The sequence below is a fragment of the Novosphingobium sp. BL-A-41-Hi4B-X5A genome, from assembly GCF_055521705.1.
Genome location: NZ_CM145500.1, coordinates 2215438 through 2238300 on the forward strand (window position 1 = coordinate 2215438; position 22863 = coordinate 2238300).

Consider the following 22863-nt stretch of genomic DNA (forward strand, 5'->3'; position numbering starts at 1 on the left):
TCTGGGGCCTTTCCCCCCTCCCGCAAGCGGGAGGGGTCGGGGGTGGGCATTCCCGCACAAGCTTCACATGGGAGAGCCAATTGGCCATTCTTTCCGACAAGTGGATCCGCGACAAGGCGCTGAACGAGGGCATGATCGAGCCTTTCGTCGAGAACCAGCGCCGTGATGGCTGCATCAGCTATGGCCTCTCGTCCTACGGCTATGACGCCCGCGTCGCGCCCGAGTTCAAGATCTTCACCAATGTCGATTCCGCTGTGGTGGACCCCAAGAACTTCGACGGCGCCAGCCTTGTCGACCGCGAGACCGATGTCTGCGTGATCCCGCCCAACTCCTTCGCCTTGGCGCGTACCGTCGAATACTTCCGCGTGCCGCGCGACGTGCTGGTGATCTGCCTCGGCAAGAGCACGTATGCACGCTGCGGCATCATCGTGAACGTCACGCCGCTGGAGCCGGGCTGGGAGGGGCACGTCACGCTCGAATTTTCGAACACTACGCCGCTGCCGGCCAAGATCTACGCCAACGAAGGCGCCTGCCAGTTCCTGTTCCTGCAGGGCAACGAACCGTGCGAAGTCAGCTACGCCGACCGCGCGGGCAAATACATGGGCCAGCGCGGCGTAACGCTGCCACGCCTGTAGCAGCGCCTTAACCTTCCGCTTAAATCCGGTTGCAATCGTCACCGAACTCGCCAAGCTGCCGTGCATAAGCACAACAGGCGGAGAGGCTGATGGAGAAGTCGGAAAGGCCCTATGACATCGTCGTCTACGGGGCGACGGGGTTCACCGGGCGATTGGTCGCGGAATATCTGGCGCGCCATTACGGGCAGGAAGGCCCGCGCTGGGCCATGGCCGGGCGCTCGGCGGCAAAGCTCGCCGAAGTGCGCGCGCTGATCGAGGCGCCCAAGAACACCCCGCTGATCGTCGCCGATGCCGCCGATCCCGCAAGTCTCAAGGCCATGGTCGAGCAGGCCAAGGTCGTCGTAACCACGGTCGGCCCCTACCAGCTCTATGGCGAACCGCTGCTTGCCGCCTGCATCGCCGCCGGCACCGACTATGCCGACTTGTGCGGCGAACCGGTTTGGATGCGCCAGATGATCGACAAGTACGGCGAAGCGGCCCAGCGCACCGGCGCGCGCATCTGTTTTTCGAGCGGCTTCGATTCGATCCCGTTCGATCTGGGCGTGCTGATGCTGCAGAAGGAAGCGGTGGCGCGGTTTGGCCGCCCCGCCCCCCGCGTCAAAGGGCGCGTGCGCGGCATGAAGGGTGGCGCCTCGGGCGGGACCGCCGCCAGTCTCAAGGCCACGCTCGCCGCCTTGGGCAAGGACCCCTCGCTGATCCCGCTGATGCAAAGCAGCTTCTGCCTTACCCCCGGTTTCGAAGGCCCAGCCCAGCCTGCGGGCGACAAGGTGCAGCACGACGATGCGCTGGATTCATGGGAAACGCCGTTCATCATGGCGGCGATCAACACCAAGAACGTCCACCGCACCAACGCGCTGCTCGGCCACGCCTGGGGCACGGACTTCGTCTACGACGAGATGGTCCTCACTGGCCCCGGCGATCAGGGCAAGGCCATAGCCGAGCACATGGCGAAGACGCCGATGATCGGCCGCCCCGACGATCCGCAACCGGGCGAAGGCCCCTCGAAGGAAGAGCGGGAGACCGGTTTCTACGATGTCCTGTTCCTCGGTGAAATGCCCGATGGCCAGACCATCCGCTATGGCGTGAAGGGGCGGTATGATCCCGGTTATGGCTCGACCAGCCGGATGATCGCGGAAACCGGCATCGCACTGCTCTCGGCCAAGGCCCCCGGCATGGTGGCCACCCCCGGCGCAATCCTCGGCGAATCCTTGGTCGAGCGCCTGCGCGCCCACGCCGAAATCAGCTTCGCCGCGGAGTAGCCCACACACAACAAAGCCCGCCTGCCGCTTCTGAGGGGATCCACGGCAGGCGGGCGCGTTGCAGCAACGGCCCTCGATCTGGGGGGTCAGGCTGCTGCGGCGTAAGCGTCGGCTTCGGCGGCAATCAAGATGTCGGCGAGCATCCAGTAAGCCTCGCCCCAAGCCGCCAGCACTTCGTCGGTGGCAACTTCGGCACCCAGCACGTCGCGAATCGCCGACAGCAGCGCCTCGGCAACATAGGGGTAGTGCTCGGCTTTCACGCCGGTTTCGACGTGGCGCTGCACCATCCGCGTCACCGCCGGGCCGAGGTTCTCCAGCTTGTCGATGTTCTTCGAATAGGCAAGGATCGCTGCGGCAAGACGACGCGGCTGCTCGCCACTTTCCTGCGCGGCTGCATCGAACATGTTCTTCACATCTTCGTTCTGGAACAGGCGCTTGTACATGGCGGTGGTGATGTCCACTCCGTGCTTTTCGATCACCGGAGCGGTGGCCTTGACGATGGTCTTTGCATGTTCGGAAGCGGTGCGCATCAGGGATCTCCAATCAGGTATTGGAAATACCGGTATTTAATTTGCTTGATTCACGCAAGCGGAAAAATCATCTCTGCGCCATGCAACTTACCCAGCACACCGACTTTGGCCTGCGCCTGCTGATCGTGCTCGCGCGCAAGGGCTCGGCGGTCAGCCTGCCCGCCTTCTCGGCCGAGCAGGGCCTCAGCTACCACCACGTTGCCAAGGTGGCGCAAGGGCTGGTGCAGGCGGGCCTCGCGCAATCGCAGCGCGGCCGCAGCGGCGGCATCACGCTGGCCCGCCCGGCAGCGGAAATCACCGTCGGCGAAGCGGTGCGCCAGCTCGAAAAGGGCATGCGCCTGGCCGACTGCGCCGCTTGCGCCCTGCGCAACAACTGCGCGCTCAGCAGTGTCCTGGCCGAAGCGCTGGAAGCCTTCCTCGCCGTGCTCGATCGCTACACGCTGGCCGATGTCTCCCGCGAAGGCGTCTCAGCCTTTGCGCCTTGGGCGACGCTTCCCGCAGCCCCGTCCTGCGCGGTTACGGCGCCTTCCTGAGCGCGGCCACACAAGCTGCGCGGTCAACGTCACGACCGTCCCCGCGTCGCGCATCGACGTAAGTCGCAGCAGGCTTGCCGCCGTTCGCAGGTGGATAGAGATAGACGTCGAGAATGCAGGCCGTGCCCGACCACTGCATCTTGCGGGCATCGTCCTCGATGACATCAAGCCGCGGCGTGCCGAACACGCGACCCAATTGCACTGCGTCCGCTCCGATCACGCCTTCAAGGCCCGGGATCATCTGCACTTGCGCGACGGGCTTGCCCACCGGAGCCGGACGCGGCACCGTGGTCCGCACCGGAGCTGACGAAGCGGACCGCACAACCGGAGTCTTTCCACCCGAAGGCACCGCTCCCCCACCGCAGGATGCGAGCAGAAGAGCCAGAGCGGGCACGGCAAGGATCTTGGGATGCGTCACAGGTGCGGGATGCCGCGCTGTCGGCGCATCGTCAACCGTTGCTCTGGGCTGACTGGCGCGCGAGCCGTCCCGCCCGGCGCGTTCGCGCGCTTGCTGCCCCCCGCTATTGCTGCCCCCTCGCCCTTGCTGCAATCCAGCCTTGCCGCTAGGCCAGCGCCATTCCCGAAATCACGGAGCCTGCCTGAATGTCCGAACCGCTTTACGACGTCATCGCCATCGGCAACGCCATCGTCGATGTCATGGCCCCTTGCGAGGATGCGGACATCGAACGGCTGGGCCTCGCCAAGGGCGGCATGACGCTGGTCGACACCGCCCGCGCCCAGGAGCTCTATGACGCGATGGGCCCGGCGCGCGAAATCTCCGGCGGTTCTGCTGCCAACACGCTCGCCGGTCTTGCCGCGCTCGGTGCCAAGTGCGCCTTCATCGGGCAGGTTGCCAATGACCAGCTGGGCGAGGTCTTTGCCCACGATATTCGCGCCGGCGGCATCGATTTCCAGACCCCCGCCCGCGCTGAAGAGCCGCCGACGGCGCGCTGCCTGATCTTCGTCTCGCCCTGCGGCCAGCGCACGATGAACACCTTCCTCGGTGCCTCGCAGTTCCTGCCCGCCGAAGCGCTGGACGACGCCCAGATCGCCTCGGCCAGCGTGCTCTACCTCGAAGGCTACCTGTGGGACCCGGAAGAGCCGCGCAAGGCCATGCGCCGCGCCATCGCCGCCGCGCGCAATGCCGGTCGCAAGGTCGCCTTTACCCTCTCCGATGCCTTCGTTATCTCGCGCCACGGCGACGATTTCCGCGCCCTGATCGCTGACGGCCAGATCGACATCCTGTTTGCCAACGAACACGAACTCGCCGCACTCACCGGTATCGAGGACTTCCACGCCGGTATCGAACAGCTCGCCGCCAAGGTGCCGACCGTCGTCGTCACCCGCAGCGAAAACGGCGCCCACGCCATCAGCAACGGCGAACACGCCCACGTGCCCGCAGAGCCGATCGCCAAGGTCATCGACACCACCGGCGCCGGCGACCTCTTCGCCGCCGGCTTCCTCTATGGCTACGTCCGGAACAAGCCGCTTGCCGAAAGCCTTACGCTGGGCGCCGTCTGCGCCGCCGAAGTGATCTCGCATTACGGCGCAAGGCCCGAAGCCAACCTGCAGGACTTGGTCGCCAAGCGGCTCGGTTGATCCTAAAGATCCTCCCCGTTTTCACGAAGTGCAAATGGGCCGACACCATCCAGCTCCTCCCCGTTTTCACGAAGTGCAAATGGGCCGACACCATCCAGCTCCTCCCCATTTTCACGAAGTGCAAATGGGGAGGTGGCAGTCCGCAGGACTGACGGAGGGGCAATCAGTATCACCCCTCCACCCCCAGCAGCGCTGGCGGTCCCACTCCCCGATTGTCCTTCGGAAAATCAGGGAGGATTCTCAAATCTCCGGTTCCTCGCTGGCCCCAGCCGCTGGCGCTTCGGCGATCACCGGCGCGGCCTTGACCAGCCCCTCCAGCGAACCGCCATCAAGCCCGAGTTCCTTCATCAAGCCATCGATGATCGGTGCCTGCGCGCGATAGCTGAGTGCAGCCGTCAGTGCATCGCTGGCAAGGTTGCCATTGGCCGGAGCCACCCCGCCCCCTTCCCCACTGGAACCCGCCCCGCCCGATGACCGCGTCAGCCCATCGACCTGCACGATCTTGATCGAATCGATCGCTTCCAGCGGCTTGGCGGATTCGCGCACCAGTTCGGGCAGGACTTTCAGCAGCGCCAGCTTGGTCTGCAGCGAAATCTGGTCGGACGAGAGCAGGTTCGCCGCCTCGTTGATCGCGCGCTGGCCTGCCGCTTCCACTTCGAAGCGCACCCGTGCTGCCTCGGCGCGCAGCTTCTCGGCTTCGGCCTCGCCCTCGGCTTCAAGCCGGGCGGCTTCGGCGCGGTTGGCGGCTGCGGCCTTCTCGGCCTCGGCTTCCACCTTCACGCGGATGGCGTCGCGCTCGGCCGCCTTGGCCGCTTCGATCAGCTCGATGCGCTTGCCGCGCTCGGCTACTTCGGTCTCGCGCGAGGTGACGACCTGTTCCTCGGCGGCAACCGCCTTGGCGCGGGCCTCGTCGGCCTCGGCCTTGGCCTGGCTTTCCTGGCGGCTCTTGTTCTGGATCGCGATCTGTTGCTCCTGGCGGGCGATCTCGATCGCCTGCTGCTGCGCAATCCGCGCCTGCTGCACCGCGCGGTCAGCCTCGATCTGCTGGCTGTCGACCAGCTTCTTGGCCTCGATCCGCGCGGCTTCCGCTTCCTGATTGCGCAAGGACTGTTCGCGCGCCACTTCGGCGGCCTGTTCGGCGCGGCGCATCTCGATCTCGCGCTCCTGCTCCAGCCGGGCAAATTCGTTGTCGCGCTTGATCTTCAGCGACTGCTGCTCGGCCTCGAGGTTCTTCATCTCGATCTGCACGCGCGTGTCCTGCTCGATGTCGTTGCGCGCCTTCTTGCGCAGTTCGATCTGCTCGGTCAGCTTGGTCAGACCCTCGGCGTCGAAGGCATTGTTGGCATTGAAGTGCTCGATGCTGGTCTGGTCGAGCCCGGTCAGCGAGACCGATTCCAGCTCCAGCCCGTTCATGGCCAGGTCGTTCGAGGACACCTGCTGCACCTTCTGCACGAAGTCGGCGCGCTGTTCGTGCAACTGGTTCATCGTCATGCCCGCCGCGACCGAGCGCAGCGCGTCGACGAACTTGCCTTCGACCAGATCCTTCAGCGCTTCGGGCTGCATCGTGCGCATGCCCAGCGTCTGCGCGGCCATGGCGATGGCACCGGCATCGGGGCGCACGCGCACGTAGAACTCGGCCTTCACGTCGATCCGCAACCGGTCGAGCGTGATCAGCGCATCGGTGTTCTTGCGCTCCACGGCAAGGCGCACGGTGTTCATGTTCACCGGCATCGTCTCGTGCAGCACCGGCAGCACCAGCGCGCCGCCGTTGATCACCACCTTTTCCCCGCCAAAGCCGGTTCGCACGAAGCCCACTTCCTTGGTCGCGCGGCGGTAAAGCCGGGTCAAGGTGAAGGCGATCACCAGCAGAAGCGCAAGGCCGGTGCCTGCATAGATGCCGATGGGAACAAGCTGGTTCATGTCAGTCTCCGAAGAGGAAGAAACTTTGGAAGGGATCAGTCGGCAAGGCGCAGCGGGCCGTCGACCGGCACGGCGTAGAACGTCTCGCCTTCGCGGTGGACGAGCAGCACCTCGCAGCCCTCGCCCAGAACGGCGCTGTCCTCGTGTGGTTCGACCATCACGAGGTGGACCTGCCCGTGCATGTCGCGCACTTGCGCGCGCGCCGCGCTGCCACGCGTGGCGCGCCCGATCTGGATCGTGCCCTTGCGTCCAACCAGGGCTTCGACGGGCACGGCCGTCGTCTCGTCATGCGGCCAGATTCGCCCGACCAGGCGGGTGATTGCGGTGTTGACCGGCCACGCCGCGATCAGCCCCATTGCCGTTGCCGCGCCAGGGCCGAACGGCGCGCCGAAGAACGAGGTCACCAGTTCCTGCATCGACAGGCCGACAAGGCCGAACGTTGCAAGGAAGAACGAGAGCCATACGACGAAAGGGAGCGCGCCAAGGCCAGTCACGCTGGCCAGCGCCGACCCAGCGTCAAGGTCCGCGTCATGCCCGTCGGCATCGCCCAGAAAATCCGATATTCCCGTAACTTGCACGATCACCAGCAGCGCCAGCAACGCCAGCGCAACGGCGAACGGCAGATTCTCGGGGGCCAGCAGCCCACCCATCCCAGGAACTCCCCTATTGGTTGCAGATCATGGCAAGCGGGGCAGGGGGCGCAAGCGGAATCGGACACGGGAGTGTCCAATTTCTTGCGCCGGGTCGGTGGCATTACCGCGCCATGAAGGCCTCGATCTCGGCCACGGTGCGCGGAATGCCGGTGCTCAGGCGTTCGCAGCCGGTGGGGGTAACGAGGTAAAGGTCCTCGATGCGGATGCCTTGGTTCATCTGCTGGTTATAGAGCCCCGGTTCGATGGTGATGACTGCGCCCGCCGGGATCGGCTTGGCATAATCGCCGGCGTCGTGGACATCGAGGCCGACGAAATGGCCGAGGCCATGGGTGAACTCGTCGATGCGTCCGGCCTTGCGGAACAGGGCATAGACCGCCTCGGTCATGTCCTCGTGAATCACCCCCGGTTTCAGCAACTTCGCTGCAGCATCCTGCGCCGCCATGACTAGTTCGTAGTCCGCGCGCTGCTGCGCGGTGAACCTGCCCGAGGCGGGGAAGGTGCGCGTGATGTCGCAGGCATATGTGCCGACTGAGGCAGCGGCATCGATCAGCACCAGATCCTGCGCCCCGATCACCGCACTGCCGTGGGCATAATGCAGCGAGGCGGCATTGCGGCCGGTCGCCACGATCGAATCGTACGATAGCCCCTCACCCCCGCCCTGCCGGAAGCCGTCTTCTAGCACGGCAGTCAGCTGGCGCTCGGTCATGCCGGGGCGCACTGCCTTCATCGCCGCCAAGTGCCCCGCTTGCGTCGCGGCGAGCGCCTTGCGCATCAGCTCCAGCTCGCGCGGTTCCTTGACCGTCCGCAGGGCCGGTAGCAGCGCGCTCTGGTCCTTCATCGTGCAGCCGGGCACATGGCTCATTACCCGGCCATAAAGCTCCATCGCCGGTGGCACCGGGGCCGAAGCGCTGGTGATCGGCCCCATGAAATGCAGCGTCCGGCTGCGTGCCGCGAGCTGCGTCACGAGGCCGTCCAGCCCCGAAGTGCGCCTTACCCGCTGAATTCCCGTGCGCTGTTCGATCAGCGAACCCAGCGGCAGGCGCTCGACATCCCAGCGCTCGGTCTCGACATCGCGCGACGGGAGCAGCAGGAATTCGCGGTAGGTCCGCTCGGCAGGCGCGAGCACCAGCACCGCGCCGGGTTCGTCGACGATCCCGGTCAGCCAGGCGAAATCGCCGGACTGATGGAACGGCGGGCTCACCGGCCCGCTGGTCCGGTCCCGCTCGGCCCCATGGATCACCGCCACGCCGTCCTTGAGCGTCGCCATCAGCCTCGCCCGGCGCTCGCGATAGACCTCCGGACCGAAGGGGAACGTGCCCGAGGGGGTGGCGAAGCCTTGCGGTGGCAGGACTTGCGCCCGGATCGAGATCGACAGCGAGGCAGTCGCGGCGGCGGCTCCGGCGAGGAGCGAACGGCGGGTCAGGTGCATGATGGATTTCCTCAAGTGTGAGGGAAGCCTAGAGTGTTTCACGTGAAATACGAGATCGCCGTTTGCAGCGCGAAAGTGCCCGGGGGATGCGGGGAGTTGGGGGAGAGTTCGGGGGGAGTTGCCCTTCTGCCCCCGAGAGTTGGAAACGCTGAATCGTGGCTTCAGGCCTGCTGGATATAGACCCGCATCGCGTCCGCTTCGGCCTCGATCTTGTCGAGCCGGTGCTTCACCAGGTCTCCGATCGAGACGAAGGCGACCATGCGATTTCCTTCCACTACAGGGAGATGGCGGAAGCGGCGCTGGGTCATCAGGGCCAGCGCCTCCATCACCGAAGTCTTGGGCGAAACGGTGACGACCGGCGCCGTCATCATGTCTCGCACCTTCATGTGCAGCGCCGCCTCGCCATGCTTGTGCAGGCAGCGGATCATGTCGCGTTCGGAGAAAATCCCGGCCACGCCGCTGTCCCCATCGCTGACCGGCAGGGCGCCGATGCGGTGGTGGGCGAGCATGTCGATCGCGTCGGATACCTGCGCGTCGGCCGACACGCTCCAGACTTCCCCTCTTCCCTGAATGACTTGCGCAATCGTCATGGCATCCTCCTGCGTGATGCGGCCGACTTGCGCCTTCGGGCGTCTTTTCGGGCCGCCTGATCTCCCATAGGGATCATGACATCTTGGTGGCCATTGTCAAAGCCGTTGCGCGCACCATCTTCGATCGCCAAAGGACTTTGCCATGGCCGGACATTCCCCGCTCGATGATCCTGAAAACGCACGATTTGCCTGGGCGCGATACCGGCAGATCATGAACTGGATGGCGCTGTTCAGCACTGCGGTCGTCGGCGTGGTGCTTACCGTGCTCTACATGCAGATCGGCTTCGTCTCGATCCACCTCTACATCGCCTCGGCGCTGGGCGTTTGGCTGACGATCATGCTGATGGCGGCGCTGATGGGGCTGGTGTTCCTTTCCAGCGGAACCGGCCACGATGAATCGATCGAGGACCGGCTTGAGGACGAGCGGAATCGCTAGCTTCGGGCGTTGAGGTTTCGCTGCCGCGCTCCTATCTTGCATCGCATGAGCGATACCCAGGTCACCCTCGCCCCCAGCGCTGCCGCCCGCGTTGCCACCATCGCGCAAAAGCAGGGCAAGCCCGCAATCCTGCGGCTTTCGGTGGAAGGCGGCGGCTGTTCGGGCTTCCAGTACAAGTTCGGCCTCGCCGATGCGCCGGAGGACGGTGACCTCATCGCCGAAACCGATGGCGTGCGGCTGGTGGTCGACGAGGTCAGCCTTGGCCTGCTGGAAGGCAGCGTGGTGGAGTATGTCGAATCGCTTGGGGGGGCGGCGTTCCGGGTGAGCAATCCCCAGGCGGCATCGGGTTGCGGTTGCGGCGCAAGCTTCGCGATATGATCAAGGTTTCATCGTTCAATATCAACGGGATCAAGGCCCGCCTTCCCCGCCTGCTCGAATGGCTTGAGGAGACGCGGCCCTCGGTTGCCTGCCTGCAGGAGATCAAGACGCAAGACGAGGGCTTCCCGGCCGCCGAGTTCGAGAAGATCGGCTACCACGCGATCTGGCATGGCCAGAAGGGCTTCAACGGCGTGGCGATTCTTGCCGATGGGCAAGTGCCGGTCGAAGTGCAGCGCGGGCTGGCGGGCGAGCCCGAGGACGAGCATTCGCGCTATCTCGAAGCCGATGTATTCGGCATTCGCGTGGTGTGCATCTACCTGCCCAACGGCAATCCGCAGCCCGGTCCGAAGTTCGATTACAAGCTGCGCTGGATGGAGCGCTTGCGCAAGCGCATGGCCGAGATCACGGCAGAGGATGTGCCCGCGGTGGTGATCGGCGATTACAACGTGATCCCCGAAGACAAGGACACCTTCTCGGTCAAGGCCATGGCCAGTGACGCGCTGATGCAGCCCGAATCGCGCGACGCCTATCGCCGTCTGCTCAACGATGGCTGGACCGACGCGATCGACACCTTCAATCCGCAGGGCGGCGTCTGGACGTTCTGGGATTATCAGGCCGGAGCCTGGCAGCGCGACCACGGCTTTCGCATCGATCACGCCCTGCTCTCGCCCGAACTGGCGGACCGTTTGGTCGCGGCTGGCGTCGACAAGGAATATCGTGGCCGGGAGAAGGCCAGTGACCATGCGCCGGTGTGGGTACAGCTTCGAGCCTAACGCTTCGTCGCACGTTGTGAACGGTTCGCAGATTGTCACATCACCTGAATGAATCCCTGTGCAGGGCGTCACCGAAGATTCAGGCGACTCGGGCCATGGGCAGCGAGACGCAAAGACGACTTGTGAAAGCTGACGACAATGGGCCTGTTCAAGCCTGACTTCTTCCGCGCTCTGGCTTTTGGGTTCCTGATGGGGGCCGCTGTCATGGGCATTTCTGCCGGGACCACCGCACTGGCGACGCCGGATCTTGAACACGCCAGCGAACAGGCTTCGCGCTAAGATGCGCCGACCGATCCTTTCCGCAGCACTGGCGGTGGGGATCTTCACCGCTTCCTGCCAGCAACCGGCGCAGGCCGAGGGCGCCGTGGCGACGCCGGCCGCAGCGGTTCAGGCAAACGAGCCTGCAGGCAAGAAGACTGCGGTTTTCGCGGGCGGCTGCTTCTGGGGCATTGAGGCGGTGTTCAGCCACCTGAACGGTGTGAGCAGCGTCGTCTCCGGCTATCACGGCGGGGCGAAGAACACCGCGATCTATGACGTTGTCGGCACTGGACGGACCGGCCATGCCGAAGCGGTGCGGGTGACCTATGACCCTGCGAAGATCCGCTACGACCAGTTGCTGCGCGTGTTCTTCGCCGTCGGCGCGGACCCGACGCAGTTGAACTACCAGGGCCCCGACCACGGCACGCAGTATCGCAATGCGCTGGTGCCGATGAATCCGGAACAAGCCAAGGTTGCTGCGGCCTATCTTGCTCAATTGAAGAAGTCCGGTCTGTGGAAGCAGCCGATCGTCACCACGATCGAGCCGTACAAGGCATTCTACCCAGCCGAAGGCTATCATCAGGACTTTGCCGCCAACAATCCCGACCACGGCTATATCAAGCGGTGGGACGCGCCCAAGGTGGCCAACCTCAAGCGGCTATTCCCGGACCTCTACAAGGCCGGCTTCACGCGGAACTGATACCAACCTGCGCTGATCCTGACCTATGAGGATTGCCATCTCCCGTCTGCTGGCGAGGAGCGGGCGAAGCTGCGATGTAGTTCATCGTAGCGAGGTCGCGACGAAGTCCAGTGGGCGGGATATGGCAACCCAAGGCGATTTCTGGCGGCCCTCGGACAGCGTCACCTCCTCGTGACGATGAACCACATCGCCACTTCGGAGGCTCCTTGCCGAGAACCGCCAGAAACCGTCCTCATGGGTCAGGATCAGCGCAGGTTGGTAAGATTTGCGCAGGCGCGCGGTCGTGCCTATCTAGGTCCGATGTCCGGGCACCATCATCACGATTTCGCAGGCGACAAGCTGATCGAGGCCGCGCGTGAAGCGCTGACGGCTTCTGGAGAGCAGTGGACCGAAATGCGCGCCGACGTGTTCGAGGCGCTTGCAGCGCGCGAGAAGCCGGGCTCGGCCTATGACATTGCCGAAAGCGTCGGCACGCGGCGGGGCAAGCGGGTGGCGGCCAATTCGGTCTATCGCATCCTTGACCTGTTCGTGCGCACCAATCTGGCGCGGCGGGTGGAAAGCGCCAATGCCTATGTTGCCAACAGCCATCCCGGCTGCCGGCATGACTGCATCTTCCTGATCTGCGACCTGTGCGGCAAGGCCGTGCACAACGACGACGACAAGCTGACTGGCGCGCTGCGGCTGGCGGCACAGGCGGCGGGCTTTGCCGAGGTGCGACCGGTAGTGGAAATCCGCGGCCATTGTGCGGAGTGCGCTGCCGAGGATTGAATTTGCCTGACGGGGGGAGAGGGCAGCATGAACGATCAGGCACACGAGCCACGGCACTTGCCGACGCGGAAGCAGTTCGTGGCAGTCATTTCCGGCAATGCGCTGGAATTCTACGATTTCCTCAGTTTCAGCTTTTTCGCGGTGAACGTCTCGCGGGTGATGTTCCCCGCAGGTGCGCCGGGGAGTGCGCTGCTGCTGACGCTGATGACGGCGGGGGCCGGCTTTGGCGCACGGCCGCTGGGCGCGATCCTGTTCGGACTGCTCGGGGACAAGGTTGGCCGTCGTCCGACGATGCTGGCGACCTTCGCGCTGATGGGCGTGAGTGCAATCGGGCTGGCGTTGACGCCGAGCTATTCTGTCATCGGCATATGGTCGCCGGTGCTGGTGGTTATCTTCCGCCTGTTGCAGGGCCTTGCGGCGGGCGGCGATGTGGGGCCTACGACGGCGTTCCTGGCCGAGAGTTCACCGCCGGAGCGGCGCGGGATGCTGGTGGCGCTGCAACTGGTGGCGATGCGCATCGGCGTGCTGGGCAGCGGCCTTGTCGGGCTGGTGCTGGCGAGCGTGCTGACCCCGGCGCAGCTTGATGCCTATGGCTGGCGCGTCGCCTTTGCGATCGGGGCGGGAATCGTGCCGCTGGCGTTCATCCTGCGACGGCGGCTGGACGAGACGCTGCACTTGCCCGAGACGGGGCCGAACGTGGTGACGGAGCTTGATGTTGCGGCCTATGCGGCGGCGCTGCTTGGCGTGTTCGGATTCCTGCTGGCGGGCGCGACCGGGGATTTTCTGTTCGTCTACGCGGTGACCTTCCTGAAAATCCCGGTGACGAATGGGTATGTCCTGCAGATGGCGGCGGCGGGTACGCAGATCGTCGGGCTGTTGTTCGGCGGCTGGTTGGGTGACCGGGTCGGGCGGCAGAAGGTGAACTTCGCCACCGCCGTTCTTGCCGCTGCGGTTTCGCTGCCACTGTTCCGCTGGGGCATTGCTGGCGGAACGCTGGGACAACTGGCCCTTGCCGCAGCCCTTCTCCTGTTGATGGCGACGGTTTCGGCGGCCGTTGCCTATGCCGCGTTCGTCGAGATCACACCGAAGCGGCACCGTGCCGGGCTGGTCGGCATCGGCTATGGCGCGGTGGTGGCGCTGACCTTCGGGCTGACGCCGGTGCTGCTGACGCGCTACATCGGGCAGAGCGGCGATCTGGCCGCGCCGGGCTATGCCTTCGTGCTGGCGGCGGCAGCGCTGATCGCTTCGTCGCTTCTGCTGGGATTGCGCGCGCCACGAACCTTGGGGAAGGCTGCGGCAACATGATCCTGTTCGACAGCGCCAAAGCATCGGTGTAAGGGCGGAGGGATGAATTCAGAACCGGCAACGCCGCTGCTCGACACGGTCAAGACACCAGACGATCTCCGCAAGCTTGCACCTTCGCAGCTTCGCCAGCTTTCGGACGAATTGCGGACCGAGATGATTTCTGCCGTGGGCACCACTGGCGGGCACCTCGGCTCGGGCCTCGGCGTGGTCGAACTGACCGTGGCGATCCATTATGTGTTCAACACGCCGCAGGACAAGCTGGTGTGGGACGTGGGCCACCAGGCCTATCCGCACAAGATCATCACGGGCCGTCGTGACCGTATCCGTACGCTGCGGCAGGGTGGCGGGCTTTCGGGCTTCACCAAGCGCAGCGAAAGCGAATACGATCCGTTCGGCACCGCGCATTCGAGCACCTCGATCTCGGCGGCGCTGGGCTTTGCCATTGCCAACAAGCTGAGCGATCGTCCCGGCAAGGGCATTGCCGTGATCGGCGACGGCGCGATGAGCGCCGGCATGGCCTACGAGGCGATGAACAACGCCGGCGAGGCGGGCAACCGGCTCGTCGTCATCCTCAACGACAACGACATGTCGATCGCGCCGCCGGTGGGCGGGCTGTCGGCCTATCTCGCGCGGCTGGTGTCCTCGCGCCAGTTCCTGGGTTTGCGTGAAATCGCGCGCAAGCTTTCGCGCAAGCTGCCGCGGCCGCTGCACACCGCCGCCCGCAAGACCGACGAGTTCGCCCGGGGCATGGCCATGGGCGGTACGCTGTTCGAGGAACTGGGCTTCTACTACGTCGGCCCGCTTGACGGGCACAACATCGACCAGCTGATCCCGGTGCTGGAGAACGTGCGCGATGCGGCCGAAGGGCCATGCCTCGTCCATGTCGTGACCCAGAAGGGCAAGGGCTATGCCCCGGCCGAAGCTGCGGCGGACAAGTATCACGGGGTGCAGAAGTTCGACGTGGTCACCGGTGAGCAGGTCAAGGCCAAGCCCGGCGCACCTGCATACCAGAACGTGTTTGGCGAAACGCTGGCCAAGCTTGCCGAAACCGATCCGACGATCTGCGCGATCACGGCGGCGATGCCGAGCGGCACCGGCGTGGACAAGTTCGCCAAGGCGCATCCTGCGCGGACGTTTGACGTCGGCATTGCCGAGCAGCACGCGGTGACCTTTGCGGCGGGCCTCGCGGCAGAGGGCATGCGGCCGTTCTGCGCGATCTATTCGACCTTCCTGCAGCGCGCGTTCGACCAGGTGGTGCATGACGTGGCGATCCAGAATCTGCCCGTGCGCTTTGCCATCGACCGCGCGGGGCTGGTCGGTGCCGATGGTGCGACGCACGCCGGATCGTTCGACATCACTTATCTGGCCACCCTGCCCAACATGGTGGTGATGGCCGCCGCGGACGAGGCGGAGCTGGTCCACATGACCTATACCGCCGTAAAGCACGACAGCGGGCCGATCGCGTTCCGCTATCCGCGCGGCAATGGCACTGGCGTGGCGCTTCCGGATGAGCCGGAACTGCTGGAAATCGGCAAGGGCCGCATCGTGCGGTCTGGCAGCAAGGTTGCGCTGCTCTCGCTGGGCACTCGTCTGGCCGAGGCGCTGAAGGCGGCGGACCAGTTGGAGGCCAAGGGGCTTTCGACGACAGTGGCCGACCTGCGCTTTGCCAAGCCGCTCGACACCGACCTGATCCGCCAGCTGATGGCCACGCACGAGGTTGTCGTGACGATCGAGGAAGGCGCGATCGGCGGCCTTGGCGCGCACGTGCTGACGATGGCGAGCGACGAGGGGCTGACCGATGGCGGCCTCAAGATCCGCACCATGCGCCTGCCTGACGTGTTCCAGGACCATGATGCGCCGGACAAGCAGTACGACACGGCGGGCCTCAACGCGCCGCAAATCGTCGATACCGTGCTCAAGGCCTTGCGGCACAACTCTGCGGGTGTGAACGAAGTGCGGGCCTGAAAGCCCGCGCCTGAAAGCCTGCGCTAACGTCTCCGCCAGGCTCTGGTCAGCCGATCCACATCCACAGTCCGGCCGGGATGCCGAAAAAGTGGTAGTGCAGCCACGTGGCGATGAACCAGACGAGGAAGGCAATCGCCCAGGCAAGGCGCAGCGCGCCCAGTTCCTGCAGCCGTGGCCAGAAACTGGTGCGGCGCTGCCAGGGGTGGAATTCTCGCTTGTTCTGGGCGACCTTGCGCTTGTCCTGAAAGTGCGAGCCGAGCAACGCCAGCACGATCAGACCTGACATGACGACCAGGACACGAGGTGTCGGCGAAGCGACGATGTGACCGAGCGCCCACAGCGCAATGCCCCACATCATCGGGTGCCGGGTGATCCTGAACACGCCGGCCGGAATCCACGTGCCGACGCCAGCAGCATTCGCGCCAGCCAGCGCGGGATTGCGCGTGAACGATGGCAGCAGAAACGCCGTGCCGGTTATCGTGAGCAGGCTGGCAACCACCCATGGACCAGCGGCCATGCCATCCCAAAGCGGCGTTCCCGTCTCCACACGGTCAAAGGTGACGATCGCCCAGGCCAGTACGGACAGGGATACCAGCGAATAGAACAGCAGAAAGCCCTGCCCGCCCAGCATGGACTGCAGGCGGGAGCGAATGGGCCCTGACATCACGAAATGCGAAATAGCGAAGGCTGCTGTCGCCGCAATAAGCTGGATCAACGCATGATCCATGAACCGTCCCCCATTCCGCGATGCCCGTTGCCGTTTTCGACCAACGCCCGCGTTACCCTGATGATACTCTCAAGTTGGCCAAAGCCTAGCCCTTCAGAAACAATCTCACGATCGGCTGGTTCCCGCCATAAGGGCAATTATCACGCTACGCCGTGCATCAGCTTCCTCAGCGGCACCGCGATGACGAGAAGCACGGCGCCGATGCCGATCGAAATCCAGCCGATCGTCGTGAAGACCCCGACGTAAGTATCGAGGCTGACCTTGAGATTGGTGACCTGGCCGCCAACCGTTTCGACGCTGGCAACCTGCGCGACCATGCCGGCAACGTACTGCGCCACTGCGATCGACAGGAACCACACACCCATCATCATGCCGACAATGCGGGCCATGGACAGCTTGGTGATCATCGAAAGGCCCACCGGCGAAATGCACAGTTCGGCCATCGAGTGGACGAGGTACAGGCCGGCCAGCCAGACCAGTCCGACCTTGAACTGGGCGTCGGCAAATTGCGCGCCCCACACCAGCAGCAGGAAGCCTGCGCCCACGCCCATCAGGGCGATGGAGAACTTCACCGGGATCGAAGGTTCGACGCCGTGCCGGGCCATCGCATTCCACATCGCGCCGAACACCGGCGCCAGCGCAACGATGAATAGGGCATTGAAGATCTGCGTCTGGCCTGCGGGCATGACGTAGACCTCATCGGTGGCAAAGCCCTTGGCCCGGGCATAAATCATGCCGATGAAGCCGGCCGTCATCACCAGAGCGAAGCCCGCGCCCATCTTCCGCTTCGTTGCCGCAGGTTCGCCATTGCCGAAGAACCAGGTGAGCAGCCATCCGAGCCCGCCCAGCAGGAGCGCGAAGAACAGGTAGTAGGTGAACGGATAGGCGTTGAAGACCGCGAAAAGACCGCGGGTCCAGCCCACTTCAAGCACGGTGTTGCGCTCGGCAAACAGCGTGAGGGAGGAGCCGGCCTGTTCGAACAGGGTCCAGAACACGGTGTTGAACACGATCAGCACCATGGCCGCGACCATCATCTGGAATTCGACGCGGCTGCCCGAGGCCAGCGCCCAGATCAGGATGCCGGGAACGGCAAGAAGGAAGGTGCCGAACATCAGCTTGCCCATGATCGGCAGGCCAAGGAGGTAGCCGGTCAGTCCCTCGCCCGCTTCCGGCGCGACATAGGCCATGAGGTTGGTGAACAGGAAGAAGAACAGCGGCACGCAGACCAGCGCCGCGCCGTAGATCAGCCAGTCCTTGCGCGGATCGGCCCCGGCGGGACGTTCACCATAGCCATCGAGCCTGCCGCCATCGAACTGGAACAGGACCCACGACAAGGTCATGCCGACGGCAGCCAGACCAAACCCAGCCCACCAGCCCACGGATTCGGCCAGAATCGGGCAGAAGAACTGCGAGATCAGCGAACCGAGGTTGATGCCCATGTAGAAGATCGTGAACCCGGCATCGCGGCGGCGGTCGCCATCGGCATAGAGCGAGCCGACGATCGTGGAGATGTTGGGCTTGAAGAAACCGTTGCCGACCGTGACCAGCGAAAGGCCGACAAGCAGGATGGCGATGTGGAACTGCGAGCGTTCGCCGTCGGACTGGAACCCGCCCGGCGCAATGCGCCTGACCTCGGCCCCGTCAGCCGACTTGAGCGACACGGACTTGTCGTCGTTACCGACGATCTCGAGGCGCTGACCACCCATTTCGACCGAACGGACTTCGCTGCCGGCGGTCTCGGTGACGGTCACGTCATAGCGCTGGCCTTCGATCGTGGCGTAGGGCTTGGCCGCCTCGCCGCCGAAGCAGAGCATGAAATAGCCGACCGCCATCAGGATCGCGCCGAACTTCACCGAGCGCTTGGAGCCGAGATAACGATCTGCAATCAGTCCGCCGATGAGCGGGGTGAGATAGACGAGCGCGGTGAAGCCGCCGTAAATGCCGGTACTGGTGGTATCGTTGAAGAGGAAATGCTTGGCGAGATAGAGCGTAAGGATCGCTCTCATGCCGTAATAGCCGAAGCGTTCCCACATTTCGGTCGTGAACAGGCGCTTCAATTGCTGGGGATGGCCGAACCACTCGCCAGTTGCCGTGGTTCGTGCGAAGTTCGTGTCGTCTTGGGCCATGCCGGCGAGCGATCCCGTCGTTGCTGTGTGAGCTTTTTGCACTGCCGCGCCTCTCCTGCACGGCAAGTTTCCGCCTTAGTGCCACGTGTGGCGATGGCAAGAAACTATTTTCAATCGCAACCAGTGTGGCGAAGCGGTGGGTGCGCGGCAGAAGTGCGCCCGAAGCGCGGCGGCAACGAGCCGTTGTGTGATGCGCTGTATTATGGCACTACGTCACCATGGGCATGAACATCAGCCAGGCAAGCCGTCCGGTCTATCTCCGCCTGCGTGACGAAATCTGTGTGGCAATCCTTGACGGTCGCTATGCCGAGGGTGCCATGCTGCCGTCGGTTCGGGCCTATGCGGCGGAACAGGGCGCCAACCCGCTTACCGTGGCCAAGGCCTATCAGCAGTTTCAGGAGGAAGGGCTGGTGATTGTCCAGCGCGGCGTTGGCATGTTCGTCGCACCCGGCGCGGTTGATGCCTTGCGCCGACGGGAGCGTGAATCTTTCCTGCAAGATGAATGGCCTGCAGTGGCGGCACGGATGCGCCTGCTTGGCATCAGCTTGGCCGACGTAGCGGAAATCGCCTGAAACGGTCCATTTTTGGCCACTCCCAGCAATATGAAACGATTGTCATGACCGGTCGGTCGTGGCAGGATGTCCGAATGCGCGCATACGGGGGTTTGGGCGCAGGGATCGTAGATAACTGTGGGGGGCGCCCGCATGGTCGCCTGGCGGAGGGAAAGAATGATAAGATCGGAGCTGCTGCAGGCTCTCGCCAAGGAAAGCCCTGGCATGCGCAGCGAAGAAATCGAGCGGGTTGTCGACGTTTTCTTCGATGAGATTGCCAAGCGTCTGGCTGATGGCGGGCGTGTCGAACTTCGTGGTTTTGGTGCGTTTTCCACGCGCGAACGCGATGCCCGGAAGGGCCGCAACCCGCGAACCGGCGAAACCGTTGAAGTACCGGGCAAGCGCGTGCCCTATTTCAAGGCAGGCAAGGAAATGCGGCAACGGCTGAACGCCGACTGAGCTTCCGGCCGAAAATTCAACAAAGGGCGCGGCAACAGACGTTGCCGCGCCCTTTGTGCTGTGGCAGGCGCGACTTGCACAAGTTGCGGCTTTCAGGGTTCACCTTGAACCTGTCCTGCCAACTATTGCGGACGTGGCGGAATGGTAGACGCCGGGGACTTAAAATCCCTTGATCCTTGATCGTGCGGGTTCGAGTCCCGCCGTCCGCACCAAAAATCGGCGCTATTGTAATTATCTGCCGCGATTTGATGACAAGTCAGACTACACATTGAAAGCGGTTGTTTACATGGCAGTAAAAATCCAAGTCATTCCGTAATTTGCTTGGTAACTCCGCGGTAGGAATTACGTGCTAATACTGATTCTTACCGGGGTTTGCGTGCGCTCCGGTGCGGCTTCACGCGCGCGGGGGATCGGGCTTGGCCCAGGCAGACGACGATCAAGTGCCTAAGGACGCGGAAGCCGGAGCGGACCAACGCGCCGCGCCGCGTTTCACCTTGCTGATTCGTGCCGCCAAGCTGATCCTCGATGGCGAGCGCGAATTCCTCTGCGTCATTCGTGATGCGTCGACGAGCGGCCTCAAGATCCGCCTGTTCAACCCGCTGCCCCCTTGCGGATCGCTGGCCATCGAAATGAGCAATGGCGATCGCTATCCGATCGAGCAGATCTGGAGCGAGGGCGAATACGCCGGCTTTCGCTTTCTGGGTGACATCGAGATCGAGCGCCTGCTTGACGAGAGCCACGGAACTTTCCCGAAGCGCCAGGTCCGGCTGCGCATCCATCTCGATGCCATCCTCCATTCGGGAGGCGATGCGGTCCACGTTGCGTTCCAGGACATCTCGCAGCAGGGGGCGTGCATCGAGAGCGACAAGTGGCTCCTGATGAACGAGCTCGTCCGGCTGGAAACGGAAGTTCTCCCCCCGATCTACGCCAAAGTGCGCTGGCGCAGCCATCCGCGTTACGGGCTGCTCTTCGAGCAGACCTTCAAGATGGACGAACTCGCGCGGATTGCCGCACCCCTGCAGGGCAGCGATCTGCCGATGCCCAGCCCCGGCGGACGGTTGCGCAAGATCTGACAGCTCAGTTTGACAGCGGGGCTGGCCGGAAACGGCAATTCTTTGCCGCAGGCCTTGCCGCCATTAACCATCCCTTATCCATTTTCCTTCACGTCTGGCTCAAGCGAAGTGCGCTGAGACGGGGGTTTTGATGGTTAACGGGACGATAGCGGCCGATGGCCTCGCAAACGGTTCTGGCAGCCGCAGGGTGGATGTTGCGATCATCGGCGCAGGGCCGGCCGGACTGACGGCGGGCTACCTCCTGACCAAGCGCGGTTTCAGCGTCGCCATCATCGAAAAGGACCAGACCTATGTCGGCGGCATAAGCCGGACGGTCGAGCACAAAGGCTACCGTTTCGACATTGGCGGGCACCGCTTCTTTTCGAAAAGCCAGCAGGTCGTCGATCTGTGGAACGAGATTCTGCCCGACGATTTCATCCAGCGCCCACGGATGAGCCGGATCTATTACGAGGGCAAGTTCTACTCCTACCCGCTGCGCGCGTTCGAGGCGCTGTGGAACCTCGGCCTCGTGCGATCGACGCTGTGCATGGCGAGCTTCGCAAAAGCCAAGGCCTTTCCAAACCGCAAGGTGAAGAGCTTCGAGGACTGGACCGTGAACCAGTTCGGGCAGAAGCTCTATTCGATCTTCTTCAAGACCTACACCGAAAAGGTCTGGGGCATGCCCTGCGACGAGATGAGCGCGGACTGGGCGGCCCAGCGAATCAAGGGACTGTCGCTGTGGGGGGCGGTTGTCGACGGGCTGAAGCGCAGCCTTGGCCTGAACAAGCGTCCGAACGACGGCATGCAGACCAAGACCCTGCTCGAAACCTTCCGCTATCCGCGTCTTGGCCCCGGCATGATGTGGGATGCTGCGCGCGACAGGATCGTGGCGAGCGGCAAGGGTGAAGTGCTGATGGGCCATGCCTTCAAGCAGCTTGCAGCCGATGGCGCGGGCGGGTGGCGCCTCTCTGCGACGGGACCGGATGGCGATGTGGTGATCGAGGCAGCCCATGCCATAAGTTCGGCGCCGATGCGCGAGCTGGCCGCGCGCCTGCGTCCGCTGCCCGCCACAACACTCGAAGCCAGCCGCCTCAAGTATCGTGACTTCCTGACGGTGGCGCTCAAGATCCAGTCCGAGGAACTGTTCCCCGACAACTGGATCTACATCCACGACAGCAAGGTGAAGGTCGGCCGCATCCAGAACTTCCGTTCGTGGTCGCCCGAAATGGTGCCGGACGAAAGCGTGGCCTGCGTCGGTCTGGAATACTTCTGTTTCGAGGGCGACGCGCTGTGGGATTCGTCGGATGCTGAGCTGATCGAACTGGCCAAGCAGGAAATGGCGATCCTCGGCCTTGTCAGCCCCGAAAAGGTGATCGGCGGCGTGGTCGTGCGTCAGGAAAAGGCCTATCCGGTCTATGACGACGGATATGCCGCAAACGTCGCCGCCATGCGCACTGAACTCGAAGCAGCCCATCCGACGCTGCACATGGTCGGCCGCAACGGCATGCACCGCTACAACAACCAGGACCACGCGATGATGACAGCGATGCTGACCGTGGAAAATATCGCAGCAGGTGCGCGGGTATACGACACCTGGTGCGTGAACGAGGATGCCGAGTACCACGAAGCGGGCAATGAGGGTGCGCAAGGAGCCCTTCCGGCGCGCGTCGCGCCCAGCGAAGACCAGGCAGCTGCATTGGCGTCGCTGCGCGATGTTCCAGCGCGGATCGTGCCCGAGAAGGTTGCGGCCAAGGCCGCCTGAACCAGACAGTGCCACCACAAATGACCGGGACGATCCTGCCGATGATCGATCGCCTGCGCCGCGTGATGCTTCTGCGTTACTTGCTCGCCAGTGTCGGCGCGCTGGCCGTGGACATCGGCTCGTTCCTTGCCCTGCTGGCGATGGGGACCGCGCCGGTGATTGCTTCGGCGAGCGGCTATTCGCTTGGCATTGTCGCGCACTGGCTGCTTTCGAGCCGTACGGTCTTTACCGATACGGTGGCGGCAGAGCGCGGCGCGCGCACGCGGCAGAAGGCATTGTTCGTTGGCTCGGCTCTGGTCGGGCTGGCGCTGACGACACTGATCGTCGGAGCCGGAACCGCTATCGGCCTGGATTCGCGCGTTTCGAAGCTGATCGCCGTGGGGGCAAGCTTCACGACGACGTGGCTGCTCAGAAAGCGGGTCGTCTTCCAGTGAACAGTGGCCGTTCCGGCCCAT

25 protein-coding genes and 1 tRNA gene are annotated in these 22863 nt (G+C 64.1%); 18 read left to right on the plus strand and 8 right to left on the minus strand.

Features of this window, described 5'->3' with window-relative positions; genetic code table 11:
* Positions 1-80: 80 nt before the first annotated feature.
* The gene (gene dcd / locus ACZ1JY_RS10760; RefSeq protein ID WP_039333155.1) at positions 81-635 is read left to right on the plus strand and encodes a dCTP deaminase; all 555 of its coding nucleotides are present in this window, start codon (positions 81-83) and stop codon (positions 633-635) included.
* 89 nt (positions 636-724) lie between these two features.
* Entirely contained in the window at positions 725-1894 is a 1170-nt protein-coding gene (locus ACZ1JY_RS10765) for a saccharopine dehydrogenase family protein (RefSeq protein ID WP_465129255.1), read from the plus strand.
* A gap of 86 nt (positions 1895-1980) precedes the next feature.
* Here the strand turns inward: ACZ1JY_RS10765 and ACZ1JY_RS10770 are convergent, their stop codons facing one another.
* Positions 1981-2424, minus strand: coding sequence for a globin domain-containing protein (locus tag ACZ1JY_RS10770; protein WP_465129256.1), 444 nt, complete (start codon positions 2422-2424; stop codon positions 1981-1983).
* A gap of 80 nt (positions 2425-2504) precedes the next feature.
* On the opposite strand from ACZ1JY_RS10770, the gene ACZ1JY_RS10775 reads away from it, so the two are divergent.
* Positions 2505-2957, plus strand: a complete 453-nt coding sequence (locus ACZ1JY_RS10775; protein WP_118072785.1) for an RrF2 family transcriptional regulator — start codon at positions 2505-2507, stop codon at positions 2955-2957.
* Here ACZ1JY_RS10775 and ACZ1JY_RS10780 read toward each other — a convergent pair.
* Positions 2941-3375: a hypothetical protein gene (locus ACZ1JY_RS10780; protein ID WP_465129257.1), complete on the minus strand. Its 435-nt coding sequence runs from the start codon at positions 3373-3375 to the stop codon at positions 2941-2943. The genes ACZ1JY_RS10775 and ACZ1JY_RS10780 overlap by 17 nt on opposite strands.
* A gap of 185 nt (positions 3376-3560) precedes the next feature.
* On the opposite strand from ACZ1JY_RS10780, the gene ACZ1JY_RS10785 reads away from it, so the two are divergent.
* Entirely contained in the window at positions 3561-4556 is a 996-nt protein-coding gene (locus ACZ1JY_RS10785; protein ID WP_118072784.1) for an adenosine kinase, read from the plus strand.
* Between the two features lie 240 nt (positions 4557-4796).
* On the opposite strand, the gene ACZ1JY_RS10790 is transcribed toward ACZ1JY_RS10785, so the two are convergent.
* From ACZ1JY_RS10790 to ACZ1JY_RS10805, 4 genes are all read right to left on the minus strand, one after another.
* Positions 4797-6476, minus strand: a complete 1680-nt coding sequence (locus tag ACZ1JY_RS10790; RefSeq protein WP_465129258.1) for a flotillin family protein — start codon at positions 6474-6476, stop codon at positions 4797-4799.
* Between the two features lie 35 nt (positions 6477-6511).
* The gene (locus tag ACZ1JY_RS10795) at positions 6512-7126 is read right to left on the minus strand and encodes an OB-fold-containig protein (protein WP_465129259.1); all 615 of its coding nucleotides are present in this window, start codon (positions 7124-7126) and stop codon (positions 6512-6514) included.
* Between the two features lie 103 nt (positions 7127-7229).
* Complete coding sequence (locus ACZ1JY_RS10800; RefSeq protein ID WP_465129260.1) at positions 7230-8558, minus strand: aminopeptidase P family protein; 1329 nt, start codon at positions 8556-8558, stop codon at positions 7230-7232.
* Positions 8559-8719: 161 nt separating this feature from the next.
* Positions 8720-9148 (minus strand): CBS domain-containing protein, encoded by a 429-nt coding sequence (locus ACZ1JY_RS10805; RefSeq protein ID WP_118072780.1) that lies wholly within the window; start codon positions 9146-9148, stop codon positions 8720-8722.
* Positions 9149-9290: 142 nt separating this feature from the next.
* Here ACZ1JY_RS10805 and ACZ1JY_RS10810 point away from each other — a divergent pair, with 142 nt between their 5' ends.
* The 8 genes from ACZ1JY_RS10810 (at position 9291) to dxs (ending at position 15731) form a co-directional block, all read left to right on the plus strand.
* Positions 9291-9584: a hypothetical protein gene (locus ACZ1JY_RS10810; protein ID WP_118072779.1), complete on the plus strand. Its 294-nt coding sequence runs from the start codon at positions 9291-9293 to the stop codon at positions 9582-9584.
* A 45-nt stretch (positions 9585-9629) separates the two neighbouring features.
* Entirely contained in the window at positions 9630-9962 is a 333-nt protein-coding gene (locus ACZ1JY_RS10815) for a HesB/IscA family protein (RefSeq protein WP_118072778.1), read from the plus strand.
* A complete protein-coding gene (xth, locus tag ACZ1JY_RS10820; protein ID WP_118074588.1) occupies positions 9959-10735 on the plus strand; it encodes an exodeoxyribonuclease III in 777 nt (258 codons plus the stop codon). Before ACZ1JY_RS10815 ends, xth begins: the two co-directional genes overlap by 4 nt.
* A gap of 138 nt (positions 10736-10873) precedes the next feature.
* Positions 10874-11014, plus strand: a complete 141-nt coding sequence (locus ACZ1JY_RS10825; RefSeq protein ID WP_162895923.1) for a hypothetical protein — start codon at positions 10874-10876, stop codon at positions 11012-11014.
* A 1-nt stretch (position 11015) separates the two neighbouring features.
* Positions 11016-11693, plus strand: a complete 678-nt coding sequence (gene msrA, locus ACZ1JY_RS10830) for a peptide-methionine (S)-S-oxide reductase MsrA (RefSeq protein ID WP_465129261.1) — start codon at positions 11016-11018, stop codon at positions 11691-11693.
* Between the two features lie 300 nt (positions 11694-11993).
* Complete coding sequence (locus ACZ1JY_RS10835) at positions 11994-12461, plus strand: Fur family transcriptional regulator (protein WP_465129262.1); 468 nt, start codon at positions 11994-11996, stop codon at positions 12459-12461.
* A 27-nt stretch (positions 12462-12488) separates the two neighbouring features.
* Positions 12489-13766, plus strand: a complete 1278-nt coding sequence (locus ACZ1JY_RS10840) for an MFS transporter (protein ID WP_465129263.1) — start codon at positions 12489-12491, stop codon at positions 13764-13766.
* A 42-nt stretch (positions 13767-13808) separates the two neighbouring features.
* Positions 13809-15731: a 1-deoxy-D-xylulose-5-phosphate synthase gene (gene dxs, locus ACZ1JY_RS10845; protein WP_465129264.1), complete on the plus strand. Its 1923-nt coding sequence runs from the start codon at positions 13809-13811 to the stop codon at positions 15729-15731.
* Positions 15732-15777: 46 nt separating this feature from the next.
* Here the strand turns inward: dxs and ACZ1JY_RS10850 are convergent, their stop codons facing one another.
* Together ACZ1JY_RS10850 and ACZ1JY_RS10855 are read right to left on the minus strand one after the other, a co-directional pair.
* Positions 15778-16458, minus strand: coding sequence for an NnrU family protein (locus tag ACZ1JY_RS10850; protein WP_465129265.1), 681 nt, complete (start codon positions 16456-16458; stop codon positions 15778-15780).
* 140 nt (positions 16459-16598) lie between these two features.
* The gene (locus ACZ1JY_RS10855; RefSeq protein ID WP_465129266.1) at positions 16599-18584 is read right to left on the minus strand and encodes a peptide MFS transporter; all 1986 of its coding nucleotides are present in this window, start codon (positions 18582-18584) and stop codon (positions 16599-16601) included.
* A gap of 218 nt (positions 18585-18802) precedes the next feature.
* On the opposite strand from ACZ1JY_RS10855, the gene ACZ1JY_RS10860 reads away from it, so the two are divergent.
* The 6 genes from ACZ1JY_RS10860 to ACZ1JY_RS10885 all read left to right on the plus strand — a co-directional run bounded on the left by ACZ1JY_RS10860 (position 18803) and on the right by ACZ1JY_RS10885 (position 22842).
* A complete protein-coding gene (locus ACZ1JY_RS10860) occupies positions 18803-19156 on the plus strand; it encodes a GntR family transcriptional regulator (RefSeq protein ID WP_240344841.1) in 354 nt (117 codons plus the stop codon).
* A gap of 156 nt (positions 19157-19312) precedes the next feature.
* A complete protein-coding gene (locus ACZ1JY_RS10865) occupies positions 19313-19594 on the plus strand; it encodes an integration host factor subunit beta (RefSeq protein ID WP_039333122.1) in 282 nt (93 codons plus the stop codon).
* Between the two features lie 127 nt (positions 19595-19721).
* Positions 19722-19806 (plus strand) — tRNA-Leu (locus ACZ1JY_RS10870).
* A gap of 204 nt (positions 19807-20010) precedes the next feature.
* Positions 20011-20667, plus strand: a complete 657-nt coding sequence (locus ACZ1JY_RS10875) for a PilZ domain-containing protein (RefSeq protein ID WP_465129267.1) — start codon at positions 20011-20013, stop codon at positions 20665-20667.
* A 130-nt stretch (positions 20668-20797) separates the two neighbouring features.
* Positions 20798-22408 carry an NAD(P)/FAD-dependent oxidoreductase gene (locus ACZ1JY_RS10880; RefSeq protein ID WP_465129268.1) on the plus strand — a complete coding sequence of 537 codons (1611 nt, stop codon included), beginning with the start codon at positions 20798-20800 and terminating at the stop codon, positions 22406-22408.
* 20 nt (positions 22409-22428) lie between these two features.
* Positions 22429-22842, plus strand: coding sequence for a GtrA family protein (locus tag ACZ1JY_RS10885; protein WP_118072769.1), 414 nt, complete (start codon positions 22429-22431; stop codon positions 22840-22842).
* Positions 22843-22863 lie beyond the last annotated feature (21 nt).